Here is a 16,944-nt window from a genome sequence, read left to right as displayed (position 1 = left end):
CCGCCGCACGGCGCGGACGGCCTGCGAGGGGGGAGAGCACATGGCACGTCTCGTTCGGTGGACGGCCGCGGCGGCCGCCGCCGCACTGCTGACGGCGGGCTGCGGCAGCGGCTCGTCCGACAAGGACAAGGACGAGGAGAGCACGAGCGGCGGACGGCGCCCGGCCGCGGCTCCGTCCGGCGTGCCCGATGCGCTGGCCTCGCAGAACCTCGACTGGGACCGCTGCAAGGACGGCGCGGACGCACCGGCGCCCGAGGGCGACTGGCAGTGCGCCACGCTCAAGGCGCCGCTGGACTGGGCCGATCCGGACGGCGACACGATCGACCTCGCGCTGATCCGTGCCGAGGCCACCGGCGACGAGCGCATCGGCTCGCTGCTCTTCAACTTCGGCGGCCCCGGCGCCTCGGGCGTCTCCACGATGCCGTCCTACGGGGACACCGTCTCCTCCCTGCACGAGCGCTACGACCTGGTGAGCTGGGATCCACGCGGGGTGGCCGCCAGCGAGGGCATCCGCTGCCGCTCCGACGAGGCGATCGAGGACGCCGAGTCGGTCGACTCCACGCCGGACACCGCCGCCGAGGAACAGGCGTACCTGAAGGATGCCGCCGACTTCGGCAAGGGCTGCGAGAAGGCCGCCGGCAAGCTGATGGCCCACGTCTCGACCACCGACACCGCTCGCGACATGGACCTGATGCGGCACGTCCTGGGCGACGAGAAGATGCATTACTTCGGCATCTCCTACGGCACCGAGCTGGGCGGCGTCTACGCCCACCTGTTCCCGAAGAACGTGGGACGCGTGATACTCGACGCTGTCGTGGACCCGGGCGCCGACACGATGGGTCACGCGGAGAACCAGACCAGGGGCTTCCAGCGAGCCCTCGATGACTACCTGAAGTCCACCGGCCAGGACCCGCAGCAGGGCTCTCGTAAGATCGCCGGCCTGCTGGACCGGCTCGACGCGGAACCACTGCCCACGTCGTCGTCGGGGCGGGAACTGACGCAGACGCTGGCCCTCACCGGCATCGTGCTGCCGCTCTACAGCAAGGACGGCTGGCCGACCCTGACCAGCGCGCTGGCGGCGGCCGAGGAGGGCGACGGGTCGGAGTTGCTGGCCCTCGCCGACGGATACAACGAGCGCGACCCCTCGGGCCGCTACGGCACCACGAACCACTCACAGCGGGTCATATCGTGTCTGGACGACAGGCAGCGGCCGACCCCGGCCCAGACGAAGCAGCGGTTGCCGGCGCTCGAGGAGGTCTCGCCGGTGTTCGGAGCCTTCCTCGGCTGGGACACGGCCGGCTGGTGCCACGACTGGCCGGTGGCCGGGCAGCACGAGACCCCGGAGGTGAGCGCGTCCGGTGCGGCTCCGGTCCTGGTGGTCGGCAACACGGGCGACCCGGCCACGCCCTACGAGGGTGCCCGCAGGATGGCGGACGAGCTGGGCGAGGACGTCGGTGTGATGCTCACCTGGGAGGGCGAGGGACACGGCGCGTACGGAAGCGGGAGCGACTGCGTCGACTCCGCGGTGGACGCCTATCTGCTGAAGGGCACGGTGCCGGAGGACGGCAAGGTCTGCTCATGACGGCGGCGGGGGCTTCGGGCACCCGAGGTGCGCGAAACCCCCGCCGTTCCGAGAGCGGGACCGGGATCCGGTCAGTAGACGGGCTTCGCCGGCTCGATCTGGTTGACCCAGCCGATCACGCCGCCGCCGACGTGGACGGCGTCGGAGAAGCCCGCGGACTTGAGGACCGCCAGGACTTCCGCACTGCGGACACCCGTCTTGCAGTTCAAGACGATCTTCTTGTCCTGCGGGAGGCTCTCCAGGGCCGAGCCCATCAGGAACTCGTTCTTCGGGATCAGCCGGGCGCCGGGGATGGAGACGATCTCGAACTCGTTCGGCTCGCGGACGTCGATGAGCTCGATGTTCTCACCGTCGTCGATCCACTCCTTGAGCTGCTTGGGAGTGATCGTGGAGTCGGCGGCCGCCGCCTGGGCCTCTTCGGACACGACGCCGCAGAAGGCCTCGTAGTCGATGAGCTCGGTGACGGTCGGGTTCTCGCCGCAGACCGCGCAGTCGGGGTCCTTGCGGACCTTGACCTGGCGGTACTGCATCTCCAGGGCGTCGTAGATCATCAGGCGCCCGACCAGCGGCTCGCCGATGCCGGCGAGGAGCTTGATGGCCTCGTTGGTCTGGATGGAGCCGATCGACGCGCACAGCACGCCCAGGACGCCGCCCTCGGCGCAGGAGGGGACCATGCCGGGGGGCGGCGGCTCCGGGTAGAGGCACCGGTAGCAGGGGCCGTGCTCGGACCAGAAGACGGAGGCCTGGCCGTCGAAGCGGTAGATCGAGCCCCAGACGTAGGGCTTGTTCAGCAGCACGCAGGCGTCGTTGACCAGGTAGCGGGTCGCGAAGTTGTCCGTGCCGTCGACGATCAGGTCGTACTGGCTGAAGATGTCCATCACGTTGTCGGCTTCGAGCCGCTCCTGGTGAAGGACCACGTCCACGTACGGGTTGATGCCCTTGATGGTGTCGCGGGCGGACTCGGCCTTGGACCGGCCGATGTCGGCCTGGCTGTGGATGACCTGCCGCTGCAGGTTCGACTCGTCGACCTCGTCGAACTCCACGATGCCCAGCGTGCCGACACCGGCTGCCGCCAGGTACATCAGGGTCGGCGAGCCGAGGCCGCCCGCGCCCACGGCGAGCACCTTGGCGTTCTTCAGCCGCTTCTGCCCGTCCATCCCCACGTCGGGGATGATCAGGTGGCGGGAGTACCTGCGGACCTCGTCTACGGTGAGCTCGGGGGCCGGCTCGACCAGGGGTGGCAGCGACACGGGGACTCCGTTGGTCGGTCAGTGATTACGGTTGTTCTCTCCGCAACACTGCCACGGCCTTTTTCATTCCGAGACACCTGTCCCGATCCGCGAGACGATTTCGTCCCAGTAACCGGGCATGGCCTCCCAGGGGTCGGCCTGTCCGCCCCGGTCCGTGCGGTCGGTGAAGTAGACCGTCGCCGCACCCTGCCAGCGGGCGATGCGCAGAGCCTCCTCCAGGTGCCCGCGCGGGACTCCGTGGACGAAGTGGACGAAGCGCTCGGGCGGATGGTCGGCGCTCCATTCGGCCGCCTGGGACCAGCGGTAGTCGCTCCAGGCGCCGGAGAAGGTGACGAGTTGGTCGGCGGTGTCGGCGTAGCCGGGACAGGGGTGGGTGCCGTGGCCGAGGACGATGTGGGCGTCGTCACGGATCACCCGCAGGGTGTTGACGGTGCGGCGGACCTCGGGGAGGTCGGCGCGGTCGGACGGGCAGCGGTCGAGGAGGAAGCCGTCGACCCGGTACCAGTCGAGGTACCGGTGCGCGTCGGAGACCAGTTCGCCGAAGCCTCGGGTCCCGTGGGCGGCGTCAAGGTGGCCCAGAACGCGGATGCCGGTGTTGCGGAGACGGCCGGCCGCCGCCAGGCAGTGCGGGTCGGGATGGGCGCCGGGTCCGTCGGCGACGTCGAGGACGACCCAGTGCAGGGGCGTCCCCGGGCAGGTGAGGCCGGCCCACTCGCCGGCGGCGAGCAGGGGATGGGCGAGGCCCGGGATACCGAGGCCGGTGGAGAGGCCGGTGCTCGCGGTGCCCGCCGGGGCCCTGGTCAGATACGACATGCCGCCTCCATCCAGATGTCGGCGAGGGACTCCTCGAGGGCGATCCGCGGTCGCCAGCCGAGCCGGTCGCGGGCGGTGCGCACATCGGCCTGCTGCCAGCTGCCGCAGCCGTCCGGGTAGGGGTAGGTGACGGGCGCGGCGTGCTCGGCCTCTGCGCGGTGTGCCAGGGCTTCCGGGCGGTGGTGGCCGAGGCTGTCGGCGCGGTGGTGGCCGAGGGCGTCGACGCGGTGGCCGACCGATTCGGTGCGGGGGTGCCCGATGGTCGGGCGGAGTGCTCCGGGCGGCCCGTCGAGTTCGTGCAGGGAGCCGCCGTATCCGGCCACGCGGGCGAGGGTGGCGGCGGCGTCGCGCAGGCGCACGGCACGGCCCGACCCGATGTTGATCACACCCTGTGCCGCGGAGAGCGAGGCGGCGTGGACGGCGCGGGCGACGTCGCGGACGTCGATGAAGTCGCGCTGGGCGCCGAGGCCACCGAGACGGAGTTCGCCGTCGCCGGACTGCATCGCGCGGCGCATGGCCTCGGCGAGCCGGCCCAGCGGGGAGCCCGCGGGGGTGCCGGGGCCCGCGGGTGAGAAGACGCGGAGCACGACGGCGTCGAGGCCGGAGCCGAGGACCAGTTCGGTCGCGGCGAGTTTACTGACGCCGTAGGGGCCGCCGGGGCGTGGCACGGCGTCCTCCGCGGTGGAGGAGCCGGGCTGGCTGGGACCGTACTCCGCACTGCAGCCGACCTGCACCAGGCGGGCGCCGCAGCCGCTGCGGCGCAGTGCCTCGCAGACGGTGGCGACGGCGACGGTGTTGTGCCGGGTGAGTTCCCGGGCGCCGCCCCGGGTGGCTCCGGCGCAGTTGACGACGACGCCGGGGTGGACCGCGTCGAGGAAACGGGTCAGGGCGCCGGGGCTGCCGGTGGCGAGGTCGAAACGGACGTCGGCGTCGTCGCCGCGGCCGAGAGCGGTGAGCTGTACGGCCGGGTCGGCGAGCAGACGGTCGGCGACGAAGCGGCCGATGTAGCCGTTGGCTCCGATCAGCAGGACTCTCATCGGGCGGCTCCCGGTGCCGAGGCGTCGGGTCGGGAGGTGGTCATCTGGGGGCTCCTTCTGAGGGGTGGTGCGGACGAGTGGGGGCTGTCCGGCTGGGTTCGCTCACCGTGGCGGCTCCGTCGACGCGTGCGCCGAGGCTCTGGTCAGACGACGGGTCGCGTGCACCAGGAGGACCAGGGCGCCCGCGCCGCAGGCGATCGTCGGTACACCGGCCGGACCCCAGAGGTCGACCAGGGCCTCCACGGGGGCGGCCAGGAAGCCGCAGCCGGGGAGGCGGCCGGCGAAGAGCGTGGCCAGGGCGGTTGCCTCGGCGGTGGCCGCGGCGGTGAGGACGAGCGAGGGGGCGTAGGCGTGACCGTGCACGGTCAGCAGGCGGGCCAGCAGGAGCAGGGCGCCCAGGGTGAGCGCCTGGGGGTAGGCGGCGGGTTCGCCCAGGACCATGCCGGTCAGCGCGGCAAGGGCTGTCAGGACGGCCATGAACAGGACGAACGTGCCGAGCAACAGGGGGCGCACGGAGGCGGAGAAGTCGGCGAGGCCGCGGCTGGCCGTGAGTCTGCGGCGGGCTCGCACGGCAAGGAGACGAGCACTCACGGCGGCGGGCGCGCAGGCGAGGGTCAGGGCGATGACGGGGGCGACGGTGACGGGCCAGGGGCCGTCGGCGGTGCCGTCGGGGAGTCCGTCCGGGCCACCGGCGAGAGCGGCCTGGAGCAGTCCGTCGCCGAGGAGGGCGTAGCCGACGAGCCAGCAGGTCCACGTGCCACCGGTGCGCGCGGTGGCAGCCAGCGGGCCTCGGCGCAGTGCCGCACGCACGGCCAGGGCCACCGCGAGCACGCCCAGGGCGGCCACGGTCAGGCGCGTTCGCCCGTGCGTGAGGCGCAGCCCGGTCACCGCGGCGGCGCACAGTGCGCCGGGCAGCAGGGCGAGGACGATCGAGGCGGCACGCGCCCGTGGGGTGGGCGGGTCCGTGGGGTGCGGGGCCGGGTCGGTGTCACGCGGGACGCGTGCGTACATCTCCTCCGCCAGGGAGAAGACGTCCCGGTGGCGGAAGCGGGCGGCGGTCCGGTCGGTGACGCCGTGCGCCTCCAGGCCGGCCGCGATCTCCAACGGGTCCACGGCGCGTTCGCACAGGTCGCGGTGGCGGTGCATCAGCGCCTTCACGGGGTCCGCGGTGGCACGGCGGGCAGCGGACGGCGCCTGCCTGCCACCGGCGGCCACCGCGCCGGCCCCGACCGCCCCTCCCGCACCGGTGAGCGCCTGACCGTCGGCGAGCGCCCCGCCGGCGACGTGCGTCCCGCTGCCGGCGTTCGCCGCCCCCCAGCCGCTGATCGCCGCGCCGCTCTCGGGGGCTCCGCGCCCGGTGGTCGCCGTGTCGCCCCTGCCGTCGCGCGCGGATCCGCCCGCCGGTGAGGACGTGACGGCCCCCGGCCCCCCACCCTCGCTCCCGCCCGCGGGAACGCCGCCCGTGTGCGGCGTTCCGTCGGTCAGGGACTCCCGTGAGCGGGCGTCCCAGGCACCCGGGCTGCCCGGGGTCTCGGGGCGGTCCAGTTCGCCGAGGCCGCTCATCGCGCCCCCTCCGTCGCGGTGGCCGGGGCCGTGGCCCGGACGGGTGCGTCCGTCGCCCAGCCGGGCCCGCCCCGGGCGACGACCCGGGACGTGGGGTCGCTCCAGCGACCGGGGACGTGGGCTTCGGCGGGGGCGGCGAACGGCAGGGGTTCGCCGGTGTCGTCGAGGACGACGCGGCGTACCGGCGTGCGCGAGAGGATCTCCAGGTAAATGCCGTGAAATGCCGTGATGTTCTGCTCGACGGTGAAGAGTTCCAGTGCGCGGGCGCGCGCCGCGGCGCCCAGACGCTCCCGGCGCTCCGGGTCGCGCAACAGGGCCACGCACGCTTCGGCGAGCGCGCGCGGATTGCGCGGGGGCACGACGAGCCCGGTGCCGCCGATGGCCTCGACCACCGCACCGGCGTCCGTGGAGACCGTCGCACGACCGCAGAACATGGCCTCGACCAGTCCGGCCGGGAATCCTTCGACGACGCTGGAGAGCACGACCAGCGCGCCGGAGGCGTACGCCTCGGCGCGGGACGGCAGTTCGGGCCCGCCGGTCTCCTCGAAGGTCACCGGGTTGCGGCCGACGGCGTGCGGACCGTCCGCCTCGTCGGGGAAGAGCTGCGCGGCCAGTCCCTTGCAGTGGGCGAGGTAGGCCTCGCCTTCGGGGCCGGTGGGGGCGCCGACGATCCTGAGGCGGGCCGCGGGTTCGGCTCTGCGGACCTCCGCGAAGGCGTGCAGCAGTGAGACCAGGTCCTTGGCGGGCTCGACGCGGCCTACCCAGACCAAGGTGTGCGGGTCGGCGCACTCCGGCGACCGAGCCACCTCGGAGAAGGGGGCCGCGTCCATGCCCGGATGGACCGTGCGGAGCTTGGCGCGGTCGGCTCCGCAGCGCTCCTGCCAGCGACGGGCGTGCGTGTTGCCGGGCGTGATCACGGCCGCCCGCCGGTACGCCTCGGCGGCCAGTCGTCCGTGGAAGGCGGCCAGGAGGGACCGTATCGCGGGCGGGGAATCGGGTTCCGTGAGGTAGTGCGTCCGCAGTCGCACGCCGTACTCGGTCACCAGCAGGGGCACGTCGGCGAAGTGCCGGGCGAGCAGGCCCGGCAGGGCGGCCGTGCCGCCGGAGGCCGCGTGACACAGGTCGACCGCGCCGAGGCCGTCGTCCTCGTACCAGTCGAGCGACAGGGGGCGCAGTGCGCGTTCGAGGCGCGCGGCGACGGCGAGCAGATCGGGAACGCGCGCCTCGCGTGCGGAACGGTGGGCGCCGGGCGCACGACAGGCTTGTTCCAGGGCGCGCACGGCGGTGTCCGAACGCAGTGCGCCGGGCAGCCCGCCCTCGTCGCGGGCCAGTTCGGCCAGCCCGTACAACGCGTTGGCGAAACGGTCCGCCTCAAGGGCGGACGCCTCTTCGGGAGCCCCGGACGGCGCTCCGGGGGTGGTCGTGCAGAGCGTCGCGGCCAGTTCGCCGTAGCACTCGGCGAAGCGCCGGCGCGCGCGCCGTCCGTACCCGAGTCCGTCGTCCTCGACTTCCCACAACGACGCGGTGCGTACGCGGCTGACGTGCGGCGGCAGCGGCACCCACCCGGCGTCCTCCTGCCGCTCACTGCGGCTGAGCGCGTAGACGTCGAACTCGTGCTGCTCGAGCCCGTGCACGAGCCGGTCGCACCAGAGTCCGGCCTCACCGCTCACAAACGGATAGCCACCCTCCGTCAGCAGTCCGATGCGCACGCGCGCACCCCCGATCTCCCGTCTGGGGAGCCGCCGTTGGCTCGGCGGCTCGCAGCGGGACGAACGTATGCGGACAAGGCGGTGGCGCGATGGACGGTTGTCCATCGCGCCACCAAAAGGGGTGAACGGTCGTAACTTTCCCGCACGAGCGGCGTTCCGTCGCGCTAAGGGATCAAGAAGTCACCGTGCGTGACGCTCGGGCTTCTGCAGCCGTACGTGATCCGCGGGTCGACCGCCGATCAACCGCCCATCGATCGCCGATCAACCGCGGATCGGCCGCAGCGGGCCGTGCCGGTCCCGTCAGCTGTTGGGGTACGCCCAGGCGTTCGGCCGGCAGTCGATCCCGTCGTGATCGACGAACTTGGTCTGCTGCTGCATGACGGGGGCCAGCTCGCCGTCCTTGTCGCAGCTGACGTGGTTGAAGCCGATGCGGTGGCCGACCTCGTGGTTGATCAGCATCTGCCGGTACGCGTGGATCGCGTCACCGAAGGGCTCCGCGCCCTGCGCCCAGCGGTAGGCGTTGATCATCACGCGCTCGGTGGCGGCGGAGTCGCAGGAGACGTTGTCCTGGGTGGTGTCCAGGCCGGACTTGGCGCACCAGTCGGCGGTGGTGCCGGGACTGGCCAGGGTGATCACGAAGTTGGGCTGCCCGGAGTGGATCCGCTCGAAGCTGCGGGCGCCGTCGTGGGCCCAACTCCGGTCGTCGTTGAGCGTCTTGTGCACGGCCTCGGCGAAGAGTTCCCCGTCCAGGCCGAGCCCCTGCTCGACGTCCACGCGGTAGGTGTACTTCTCCCCCTTCCCGGGCCCCTTGGCGATGCCGGGGATCGCGTCGAACCGGCCCGAGCCCTTGAGCGTGGCGCCGAGCGGATACGTCTTTCCCATCTTCTGTGCGTACGTCAGCAGCACCGTGGCCTCCGGAGTGGAGGGCGTCGGCCGCCCGTCCGCCCGCGAGGCGGAGTCGTGCACGTCACGGGCCTGGTCGGTGGAGGCCTGCGATCGCACGTCGTCACCGTCCGCCCCGTCGGCGACCTGACCGGCCACGACGACCGCCAGCACGGTGGTGACCGCCGCCGCGGCGATGCCGGTGAAGGTCCTGCCCTTGCCGCCCTTGACCGGCGCGGGGTCGCCCGTGGGCGCCGCGTCGTCGGCGTCGGAGGCGGAGCCGGAGGCGGCACCACCGTCTCCGCTGCCGCTCCCGTCGTCGGCGCTCCAGTCGGTGACGGTGGAGTACGGGTCCGAGGGCCGCGGGTCGAAGGGCTGCGCGGGGACGGGCGTACGGCGCGGGGGCCGGGCCGCGAAGACGTCGTCGCGCTCACCGAAGGCATCCAGGTACTCCTGCCGCGGACCTCCCGGCGGGCCCTGCCGCTGCCGCGGGAAGGGCGCCCCGGGGCGTGCGGCAGCGCCCGGAGGCGGCGGGCCGGCCGGGGTGGCGTAACCGGCGCCCGCTCGCCCGCGCACGTCCGGCTCACCCCATCCGCCGCCGGATTCACGCTGCTCGGGATGACCACCACGCACGCGCGGCACGCCGTGCGCGGGCGTGCCGTCGGCAGCTCTCGGCCCCCCGTGCGCCGGGGCGCCACCACCGAACCTCGGCACACCGTGCGCCGGAGTCCCGTCCGTCACCCGCGGAAACCCATGGGCCGGCGTACCGTCCGGCACCCGGGGAAGCCCTCCTCCGGGCGTCCCGTCGGCGAACCTCGGCACACCACGCCCCGGAGTCCCGTCATCGAACCTCGGTACACCCCGCGCCGGAGTCCCGTCGGGCATCCTCGGAATCCCGTGCGCCGGAGTCCCGTCGGGCATCCTCGGAATCCCGTGCGCCGGAGTCCCGTGCGCCGGAGTACCGTCCGGCATCCTCGGCATCCCGTGCGCCGGCGTATCGCTCGAATCCATCGGACGGCCACGCCCCGGGGCGCCGTCCGGAAACTGTCGCCCCGACGGTCCCGGCATGCCCTCCGGAAGCCACCGCCCCGGCCCCGGATACTCACCAGGGCCACCGCGGCCCTCGCCCCGGGCGGCCCCGCCCGGTGCTCCACGGGCCGGCACACCGGGTGCCCCGGATGCCGGTGGTGACTGATCCCCGGCCTGGGGGCCGGGTGCGCGGCGGCGGCCCAGCAGGCCGGGCCGGCCCTCGCGCGCTGCTGCGGTGGTGTCCGCGTCGTCGGCCTTGGGTGCGGGCCCGCGGCGGCTGTGGCGTCCCACGTCGCGCCTCAGCCTCCTGTGCTCTGGTCGGCGGGCTCGTCGTCCACGGCCCTGGCGGTCCTCTCGCCGGTGGCCGGTTGCCCGGTGTCCGCGAGCAGTTCGCGGAACGCCCTGGCCACGGCCTCCGGATACTCCATCATCGCCACGTGTCCCGCGTCCGGCAGGGTCAGCAGCCGGGAGTCGCGGAAGGCTCGGGCGGCGCGCTGGGCCATGCGGTGGCCGACGAGTTGGTCGCGTCCACCGTAGACCAGGAGCGTGGGCGCGAGAACCCGCTCGGCCTGTCGCCACAGCCCGTGCTGGCCGCCCAGGGTGTACGCGTTCACGATCCCGCGCGCGGAACGCGCCATCGCGTCCCAGAAGTACGGCAGCCGCAGCCGCCGCTCCATCTCCTCCACGGCGTTGCGGAAGCCCTCCGGGGACACCCGCTCCGGGTCCCCGTAGCAGAGCGCCGTGACGCCGCGCACCCGCTGCTCGGCGGTCCATTCCCTGGTGAGCCGGGTGAACAGCGCCACCACCCCGGGCAGCGCCAGCATCCCCGTCGGCACGGCGCTGCGCTGCACACGCAGCTCCGGCAGCGCGGGCGACACGAGGGTCAGCGTCCGCACCAGGTCTGGGCGGGCCGCGGCCACGCGGGTGACGACGGCGCCGCCGAGGGAGTTGCCGAAGAGGTGCACGGGACCGCGCCCGGTCGCGTCGAGGAGGCGGACGACCGCGCGCGCGTGGCCGGTGATCGAGTAGTCCCCGTCGTCGGGCGGCGGGGAGTCGCCGAAGCCCGGGAGGTCGACGGCCTCGCTGTCGACGACACCGTCCAGCAGCGGCATCAGCGCCGACCAGTTCTGCGAGGAACCGCCGAGGCCGTGCACGTACAGCGCGGGCGGCAGCCCCTCGCGGGCCGGTGGTCTCGAACGCACCGTCAGCGTGACGCCGGGCAGCTGGACCGACCGGAGGCGCTCGCCGTCCGCGACCTTGACGGCCGCGACCTTCGGCAGCACGTTCGCGGGCGACAGTGACGGCGGCTCGGTCGAAGGCATGCGGCAATGTTACGAGACGATCACGCAGTGGTTCATGTGTTCGCCGTCACAAGTCGGACCGGCGTGTCCGACCCGTCCGCCACTCCCCCTCCCCTTCGCCCCTCGGCCTCGACCCTCGACCCTTCAGCCCTCGCCCCTCGACCCTCACCCCGCCGCCCGCGACCCCGTACGACGCATGGCGTCCGGAACGGGTGTCTCCTAGGCTCATGAAGTGGGCACCCGCGTGTGACCCCCTGAACCTCCAGGGACGTTCGTAGGAAGGGAGCCCAGCATGACCGTCGACCCCACCGACCCCGAGACCTTCGACACCGAGACGCAGGACGCGAAGGAGATCGACGTCGAGGCGCCGGACGCCGACGCGGCCGAGCAGCGGACGGACGTCGCCCCGGAGCGCGACGACCCGCTGACCGGCATCGAACCGGACCGCGCCAACGAGGCCGACCTCGCTGAACAGGCGCGGGTGGTCTCCCACGACGAGGACGACTACCGCTGAGACGCGACGCCGCCAGGTGGCGGCGAAGCGGCTTGCCCAGCGGAAAGGAGCGCCGCCCTCTGCCCGGCCTGGACGCTTTTGAAACCTGTTGTGCGGCTATCGCCACCGTCCGGTCCGTGAAATTCTGCGCTCGCACCGCGCACAGCACGGTTACCGAAAAGTACGATGACGAGGCGGCGCACACCGCACGTGGACGACTATGGGAGGCGGCGTGACAGCCATCGAGCAGACAGAGGCGGTACGCCCGCGGGGCACACGCCTTCCCCGCCGAGCCCGACGCAACCAGCTGCTGGGCGCCGCACAGGAAGTCTTCGTGGCCCAGGGCTACCACGCGGCCGCGATGGACGACATCGCCGAGCGCGCCGGGGTCAGCAAGCCGGTGCTCTACCAGCACTTCCCGGGCAAGCTCGACCTCTACCTCGCCCTGCTGGACCAGCACTGCGAGTCCCTGATCCAGTCCGTACGGAGCGCGCTCGCCTCGACGACCGACAACAAGCAGCGCGTCCGGGCCACGATGGACGCCTACTTCGCGTACGTCGAGGACGACGGCGGCGCCTTCCGGCTGGTCTTCGAGTCGGACCTGACCAACGAGCCCGCCGTGCGCGAGCGCGTCGACAAGGTCACGAACGAGTGCGCCGAGGCGATCTGCGACGTCATCGCCGAGGACACCGGTCTCTCGCGCGCCGAGTCGATGCTGCTGGCCTCCGGGCTGGGCGGCCTCGCCCAGGTGGTGGCCCGTTCCTGGCTGCACAGCGACCGCAGTGTGCCCCGCGACCAGTCGGTGCAGCTGCTGACCTCGCTGGCCTGGCGCGGCATCGCCGGTTTCCCGCTGCACGGCAGCGAGCAGCACTGACGGCGCCGGCTCACGCCGGTTCTGTTCCCGCCGGCTGTTCGCTCCTGGCGTTCTCGGGCGCAGCGTGTACGTCCCCTCACCGGGCTAATGTGTGCGGAGTACGGCGCGGAAGATCGCGCACTTCACTGACCGTCGGAGGGACATAGCCGTGGAGGTCAAGATCGGCGTGCAGCACGCGCCCCGCGAGATCGTTCTGGAGAGCGGTCAGACTGCCGAGGAGGTCGAGCGCGTGGTGGCCGAGGCGCTCGCCGGCACGTCACAGCTCCTGAGCCTCGTGGACGAACACGGCCGCAAGGTCCTGGTACCGGCCGACCGTCTCGCCTATGTCGAGATCGGCGAGACGACCCCGCGCAAGGTGGGCTTCGGCGCGCTGTAGCGGGCGGACGCAGTAAGGGAGGGGCCCGGCGGTGACTCACCGCCGGGCCCCTCCCTCATGTCGGACGGAGCACAGTTCACCCACAGGGGGAGGGTTGCATTCCGCAGGTCAGGGGTAACCAGACTGTGACCGTTTCGGGCGGGCCGGCCACGTGGGAGGGACCCCGACATGCTCTTGGAAGCGCTCAGCGCCACACTTCTCGGCCTTGCCCTGGCATGGGCCGCCGCCCACCGACTGCCGCACCGTCTCCCGGCCCGCGTCCTGGTCCTGCCGACCGGGATCGCCGGAGCCCTCTTCGGGGCGTTCGTGACGCACACCGCACTGGGTGCCGGTGGTCTCCTACCGGTCCTCATGGGCTCGGCCGTCATCTCCGCGGCCTCGCTCTCCCTGCTCCTGCGCCCCGCCGGCAGGCTCCGCCGCCGATCGGCGACCGCCTGACCGAGGGCGGACCGGGCGCCCTGAGCGACGACCGGACCGCATGCCCGACCGGCGGCCCGGGCGCCAGCCCGTACCTCGGCGGCACTGACGGCGGTCGGGCTCAGGCGGCCAGACCCAGCGCCGCCATCCGCTTCGTGTGCGCCTCCGTGATCCGGGAGAACATCCGGCCGACCTCGGCGAGGTCGAACCCGTCCGCGACCCCGCCCACGAGCATCGTGGACAGCGCGTCCCGGTCGGCCACCACCCGCTGGGACTGGGAGAGCGCCTCCCCCATCAGCCGCCGCGCCCACAGCGCGAGCCGCCCGCCGACCCGCGGGTCCGCGTCGATGGCCGCACGCACCTTCTCCACGGCGAAACCGGCGTGCCCGGTGTCGTCGAGCACGGCCAGCACCAGCTCACGGGTGTCGGAGTCGAGGCGGGCCGCGACCTCGCGGTAGAAGTCGCTCGCGATGGAGTCACCGACATAGGCCTTGACGAGTCCCTCCAGCCAGTCGGAGGGGGCCGTCTGCTTGTGGAAACCGTCGTAGGCGGCCACGAACGGCTCCATCGCCCCGGTCGGCTCCTCACCGATCTCGGCGAGCCGGCCGCGCAGGCGCTCGAAGTGGTGGAACTCCGCCGACGCCATCTTCGCCAGCTCCGCCTTGTCCGCCAGCGTGGGCGCCAGCTTGGCGTCCTCGGCGAGCCGCTCGAACGCCGCCAGCTCGCCGTAGGCGAGGGCGCCGAGCAGGTCCACCACCGCGGCACGGTACTGGGGGTCGGCGGCGGCCGTCGCCCAGTCCTGGGCGGCTACTCCGGTGGCACCGGTGGGTTCGGTGTGTCCGGCGGAGGCGGCTGCGGCGTTGCCAGGCTTGTCAGAGCTCGTCATGCAGCGCACAATAACCCGCCCGCCGTCCACCGGAAGGCCCCCGGTCGGCCTCCGTCCGATCCCGATCCGCCCCCGCTCGTACCTGGTCAGTCGGTGTGACGACGACTACGTGACCAAAACGGCCATCGCGTGTGCGCGAATCCGGGGTATGGTGGTAATGCGCCTGCCGAGTATGTGACGTACGGGTACGTGACATCGTCGTCGGGCCGCACGCATGAGGATGCCCGGTCGGTGGCCCGATCGGCTCCGACCCGACAGCCCTCCCTTGCCGTACGCCACGCTGTGTACGGAATCCGGAGGGGGACCCTCAGTGGTACGAGCGCTGGAGCGTCGACAGAGGTCCCGTGTCCTACGGCTTTCCCGCAGGACAGCCGACGTCCCCGACACACGGTCCGGCACGACCCGCGCGCTCGCCTCGCACCACGTACACAGAAGAGGCAGCACCCTGACTACGACGTTTCGTTCCCTCGGAATCCTTCCCGAGACCGCCGAAGCCCTCGAGGCCGTCGGCATCGTCAACCCCTTCCCCATCCAGGAGATGACGCTCCCCGTGGCCCTGTCGGGCACGGACGTCATCGGCCAGGCCAAGACCGGCACCGGCAAGACGCTGGGCTTCGGCCTCCCGCTCCTCGAGCGCGTGACCGTCCCCGCCGACGTCGAGGCGGGCCGCGCCACCCCCGAAGCCCTGACCGAGGCCCCGCAGGCCCTCGTCGTCGTCCCGACGCGCGAGCTGTGCCAGCAGGTCACCAACGACCTCCTGACCGCCGGCAAGGTCCGCAACGTGCGCGTCCTGGCGATCTACGGCGGCCGGGCCTACGAGCCGCAGGTGGAGGCCCTGAAGAAGGGCGTCGACGTGATCGTCGGCACCCCGGGCCGCCTGCTGGACCTGGCGGGCCAGAAGAAGCTCAGCCTGAAGCACGTCAAGTGCCTGGTCCTCGACGAGGCCGACGAGATGCTCGACCTGGGCTTCCTGCCCGACGTCGAGAAGATCATCAACATGCTGCCGGTCAGGCGTCAGACCATGCTGTTCTCGGCCACCATGCCGGGCGCGGTCATCGGACTGGCCCGCCGGTACATGTCGCAGCCCACGCACATCAGCGCCACCTCGCCCGACGACGCGGGCGCGACGGTCGCGAACACGAAGCAGTTCATCTACCGCGCGCACAACATGGACAAGCCCGAGATGGTGGCGCGCATACTGCAGGCCGACGGCCGGGGACTGGTCATGGTCTTCTGCCGCACCAAGCGCACGGCGGCCGACCTGGCCGACCAGCTCAAGCAGCGCGGCTTCGCCTCCGGCGCGGTCCACGGCGACCTTGGCCAGGGCGCCCGCGAGCAGGCCCTGCGCGCCTTCCGCAACGGCAAGGTGGACGTCCTCGTCTGCACCGACGTCGCCGCCCGCGGCATCGACGTCGAGGGCGTGACGCACGTCATCAACTACCAGTCGCCGGAGGAGGAGAAGACGTACCTGCACCGCATCGGCCGGACCGGCCGCGCGGGCGCCAAGGGTACGGCGATCACGCTGGTCGACTGGGACGACATCCCGCGCTGGCAGCTGATCAACAAGGCGCTGGACCTGGGCTTCAACGACCCGCCGGAGACGTACTCCACCTCCCCGCACTTCTACACCGACCTGGGCATCCCCGCGGGCACCAAGGGCATCCTCCCGCGCTCGGAGCGCACGCGCGCCGGGCTCGACGCGGAGGAGGTGGAGGACCTCGGCGAGACGGGTGGCCGCGGTGGCCGCTCGCGCAGTGACCGTGGTGGCCGCGGTGACCGGGGTGGTCGCGGGGGCCGGGACGAGTCCCGTTCCGCCGAGCGCGAGCCTTCGTCCGGTACGACGCCGCGTCGTCGCCGCCGGATGCGCGGTGGAGCGCCGGTGGACGCGGACACCTCCGCGACGACCAGCGCACCCGAGGCCGTGACCGGCGGTGCGGACACCGCCGCCGACGTGGCCACGGACGCCGCCCAGGGTCCCCGCACCCTGCGCCGCCGACGCCGTACGCGTGGCGGGGAGTCGTCCCGCCGGCCGGCGTCGGCCGCCACGACCGACGTCCCCGTCGCGCAGTCGGCGGAGGGCACCGCGGTCGAGGCCTCCGAGACCGCGGAGATCACGGACGCCCCGTCGGGCTCGCGCCGCCGCCGTACCCGTAAGTCGGCCGAGGCGCCGGCCGCCCTGCCGGAGACGACCCCTGTGGTCGAGCCGGTGGCCGACGAGCCGGTGATCGTCGCGGCTCCGGTGACCGAGGCGCCCGCGGAGAAGCCGCGCCGTCGTACCCGCAAGGCCGCCGAACCCGCCGAGACGACGCTCGCCACGGCGGAGGGAATGGCCGAGCCCGTTGCCGAGCCGACGGAGACGAAGCCGCGCCGCACCCGCAAGACGGCCGCGGCCAAGGCGGAGACCGCCGTCGACACGGCCGAAGGCACGGTCGAGGCGGCCGAGGCGAAGCCGCGCCGCCGCACCCGCAAGACGGCCGAACCCGCCGAGACCGCGGGGGCCACGGCCGGCATCCCGGCCCAGAGCGCGCAGGAGCCGGAAGCGGCCGAGGCCAAGCCCCGGCGCACCCGCAAGACGGCCGCCGCGAAGGCGGAAGCCGCCGTCGACACCGCCGAGGGCACGGTCGAGGCAGCGGAGACGAAGCCGCGCCGCCGCACCCGCAAGACGGCCGAACCCGCCGAGACCGTCGAGACGGCGACGCAGGCACCGGAAACCACCGAGGCCAAGCCCCGCC

General features: G+C 73.1%; 14 protein-coding genes. 6 read left to right on the top strand and 8 right to left on the bottom strand.

The window, feature by feature from the left end; translation table 11 throughout:
- The first annotated feature begins 40 nt into the window (after window positions 1-40).
- The gene (locus ACGF5T_RS02875) at window positions 41-1,582 is read left to right on the top strand and encodes an alpha/beta hydrolase (RefSeq protein ID WP_366766101.1); all 1,542 of its coding nucleotides are present in this window, start codon (window positions 41-43) and stop codon (window positions 1,580-1,582) included.
- Between the two features lie 71 nt (window positions 1,583-1,653).
- Here the strand turns inward: ACGF5T_RS02875 and moeZ are convergent, their stop codons facing one another.
- The 7 genes from moeZ to ACGF5T_RS02840 all read right to left on the bottom strand — a co-directional run bounded on the left by moeZ (window position 1,654) and on the right by ACGF5T_RS02840 (window position 11,187).
- A complete protein-coding gene (gene moeZ / locus ACGF5T_RS02870; RefSeq protein WP_055417970.1) occupies window positions 1,654-2,832 on the bottom strand; it encodes an adenylyltransferase/sulfurtransferase MoeZ in 1,179 nt (392 codons plus the stop codon).
- A gap of 63 nt (window positions 2,833-2,895) precedes the next feature.
- Complete coding sequence (locus ACGF5T_RS02865; RefSeq protein ID WP_366766100.1) at window positions 2,896-3,645, bottom strand: spherulation-specific family 4 protein; 750 nt, start codon at window positions 3,643-3,645, stop codon at window positions 2,896-2,898.
- Window positions 3,633-4,682: an NAD-dependent epimerase/dehydratase family protein gene (locus tag ACGF5T_RS02860; protein WP_356604342.1), complete on the bottom strand. Its 1,050-nt coding sequence runs from the start codon at window positions 4,680-4,682 to the stop codon at window positions 3,633-3,635. The genes ACGF5T_RS02865 and ACGF5T_RS02860 overlap by 13 nt, the downstream gene beginning before the upstream one ends.
- A 102-nt stretch (window positions 4,683-4,784) precedes the next feature.
- Window positions 4,785-6,245, bottom strand: coding sequence for a hypothetical protein (locus ACGF5T_RS02855; RefSeq protein ID WP_366766099.1), 1,461 nt, complete (start codon window positions 6,243-6,245; stop codon window positions 4,785-4,787).
- Window positions 6,242-7,954 (bottom strand): DUF3492 domain-containing protein, encoded by a 1,713-nt coding sequence (locus ACGF5T_RS02850; protein ID WP_366766098.1) that lies wholly within the window; start codon window positions 7,952-7,954, stop codon window positions 6,242-6,244. The genes ACGF5T_RS02855 and ACGF5T_RS02850 overlap by 4 nt, the downstream gene beginning before the upstream one ends.
- Window positions 7,955-8,254: 300 nt before the next feature.
- Window positions 8,255-10,156: a DUF3152 domain-containing protein gene (locus ACGF5T_RS02845; protein ID WP_392886650.1), complete on the bottom strand. Its 1,902-nt coding sequence runs from the start codon at window positions 10,154-10,156 to the stop codon at window positions 8,255-8,257.
- An 8-nt stretch (window positions 10,157-10,164) separates the two neighbouring features.
- Window positions 10,165-11,187, bottom strand: a complete 1,023-nt coding sequence (locus ACGF5T_RS02840; RefSeq protein ID WP_356604334.1) for an alpha/beta hydrolase — start codon at window positions 11,185-11,187, stop codon at window positions 10,165-10,167.
- Between the two features lie 271 nt (window positions 11,188-11,458).
- On the opposite strand from ACGF5T_RS02840, the gene ACGF5T_RS02835 reads away from it, so the two are divergent.
- The 4 genes from ACGF5T_RS02835 (at window position 11,459) to ACGF5T_RS02820 (ending at window position 13,347) form a co-directional block, all read left to right on the top strand.
- The gene (locus ACGF5T_RS02835) at window positions 11,459-11,680 is read left to right on the top strand and encodes a hypothetical protein (protein ID WP_361019772.1); all 222 of its coding nucleotides are present in this window, start codon (window positions 11,459-11,461) and stop codon (window positions 11,678-11,680) included.
- A gap of 211 nt (window positions 11,681-11,891) precedes the next feature.
- The gene (locus ACGF5T_RS02830) at window positions 11,892-12,533 is read left to right on the top strand and encodes a TetR/AcrR family transcriptional regulator (protein WP_053142796.1); all 642 of its coding nucleotides are present in this window, start codon (window positions 11,892-11,894) and stop codon (window positions 12,531-12,533) included.
- Between the two features lie 148 nt (window positions 12,534-12,681).
- Complete coding sequence (locus tag ACGF5T_RS02825; protein ID WP_356604330.1) at window positions 12,682-12,909, top strand: DUF3107 domain-containing protein; 228 nt, start codon at window positions 12,682-12,684, stop codon at window positions 12,907-12,909.
- 168 nt (window positions 12,910-13,077) lie between these two features.
- Window positions 13,078-13,347, top strand: coding sequence for a hypothetical protein (locus ACGF5T_RS02820; RefSeq protein ID WP_356604328.1), 270 nt, complete (start codon window positions 13,078-13,080; stop codon window positions 13,345-13,347).
- A gap of 100 nt (window positions 13,348-13,447) precedes the next feature.
- Here the strand turns inward: ACGF5T_RS02820 and ACGF5T_RS02815 are convergent, their stop codons facing one another.
- On the bottom strand, window positions 13,448-14,212 hold the full coding sequence (locus ACGF5T_RS02815) for a ferritin-like domain-containing protein (protein ID WP_356604326.1): 765 nt from the start codon (window positions 14,210-14,212) through the stop codon (window positions 13,448-13,450).
- A gap of 538 nt (window positions 14,213-14,750) precedes the next feature.
- Here ACGF5T_RS02815 and ACGF5T_RS02810 point away from each other — a divergent pair.
- The coding region (locus ACGF5T_RS02810) for a DEAD/DEAH box helicase (RefSeq protein ID WP_392886645.1) at window positions 14,751-16,944 on the top strand (2,194 nt) is incomplete at its 3' end.

The sequence above is a fragment of the Streptomyces sp. NPDC047853 genome (assembly GCF_043204535.1).
Lineage (GTDB): Bacteria > Actinomycetota > Actinomycetes > Streptomycetales > Streptomycetaceae > Streptomyces.
Note: the sequence above shows the minus strand (reverse complement) of the source record. Positions and strands in the feature narration are given on the sequence as shown.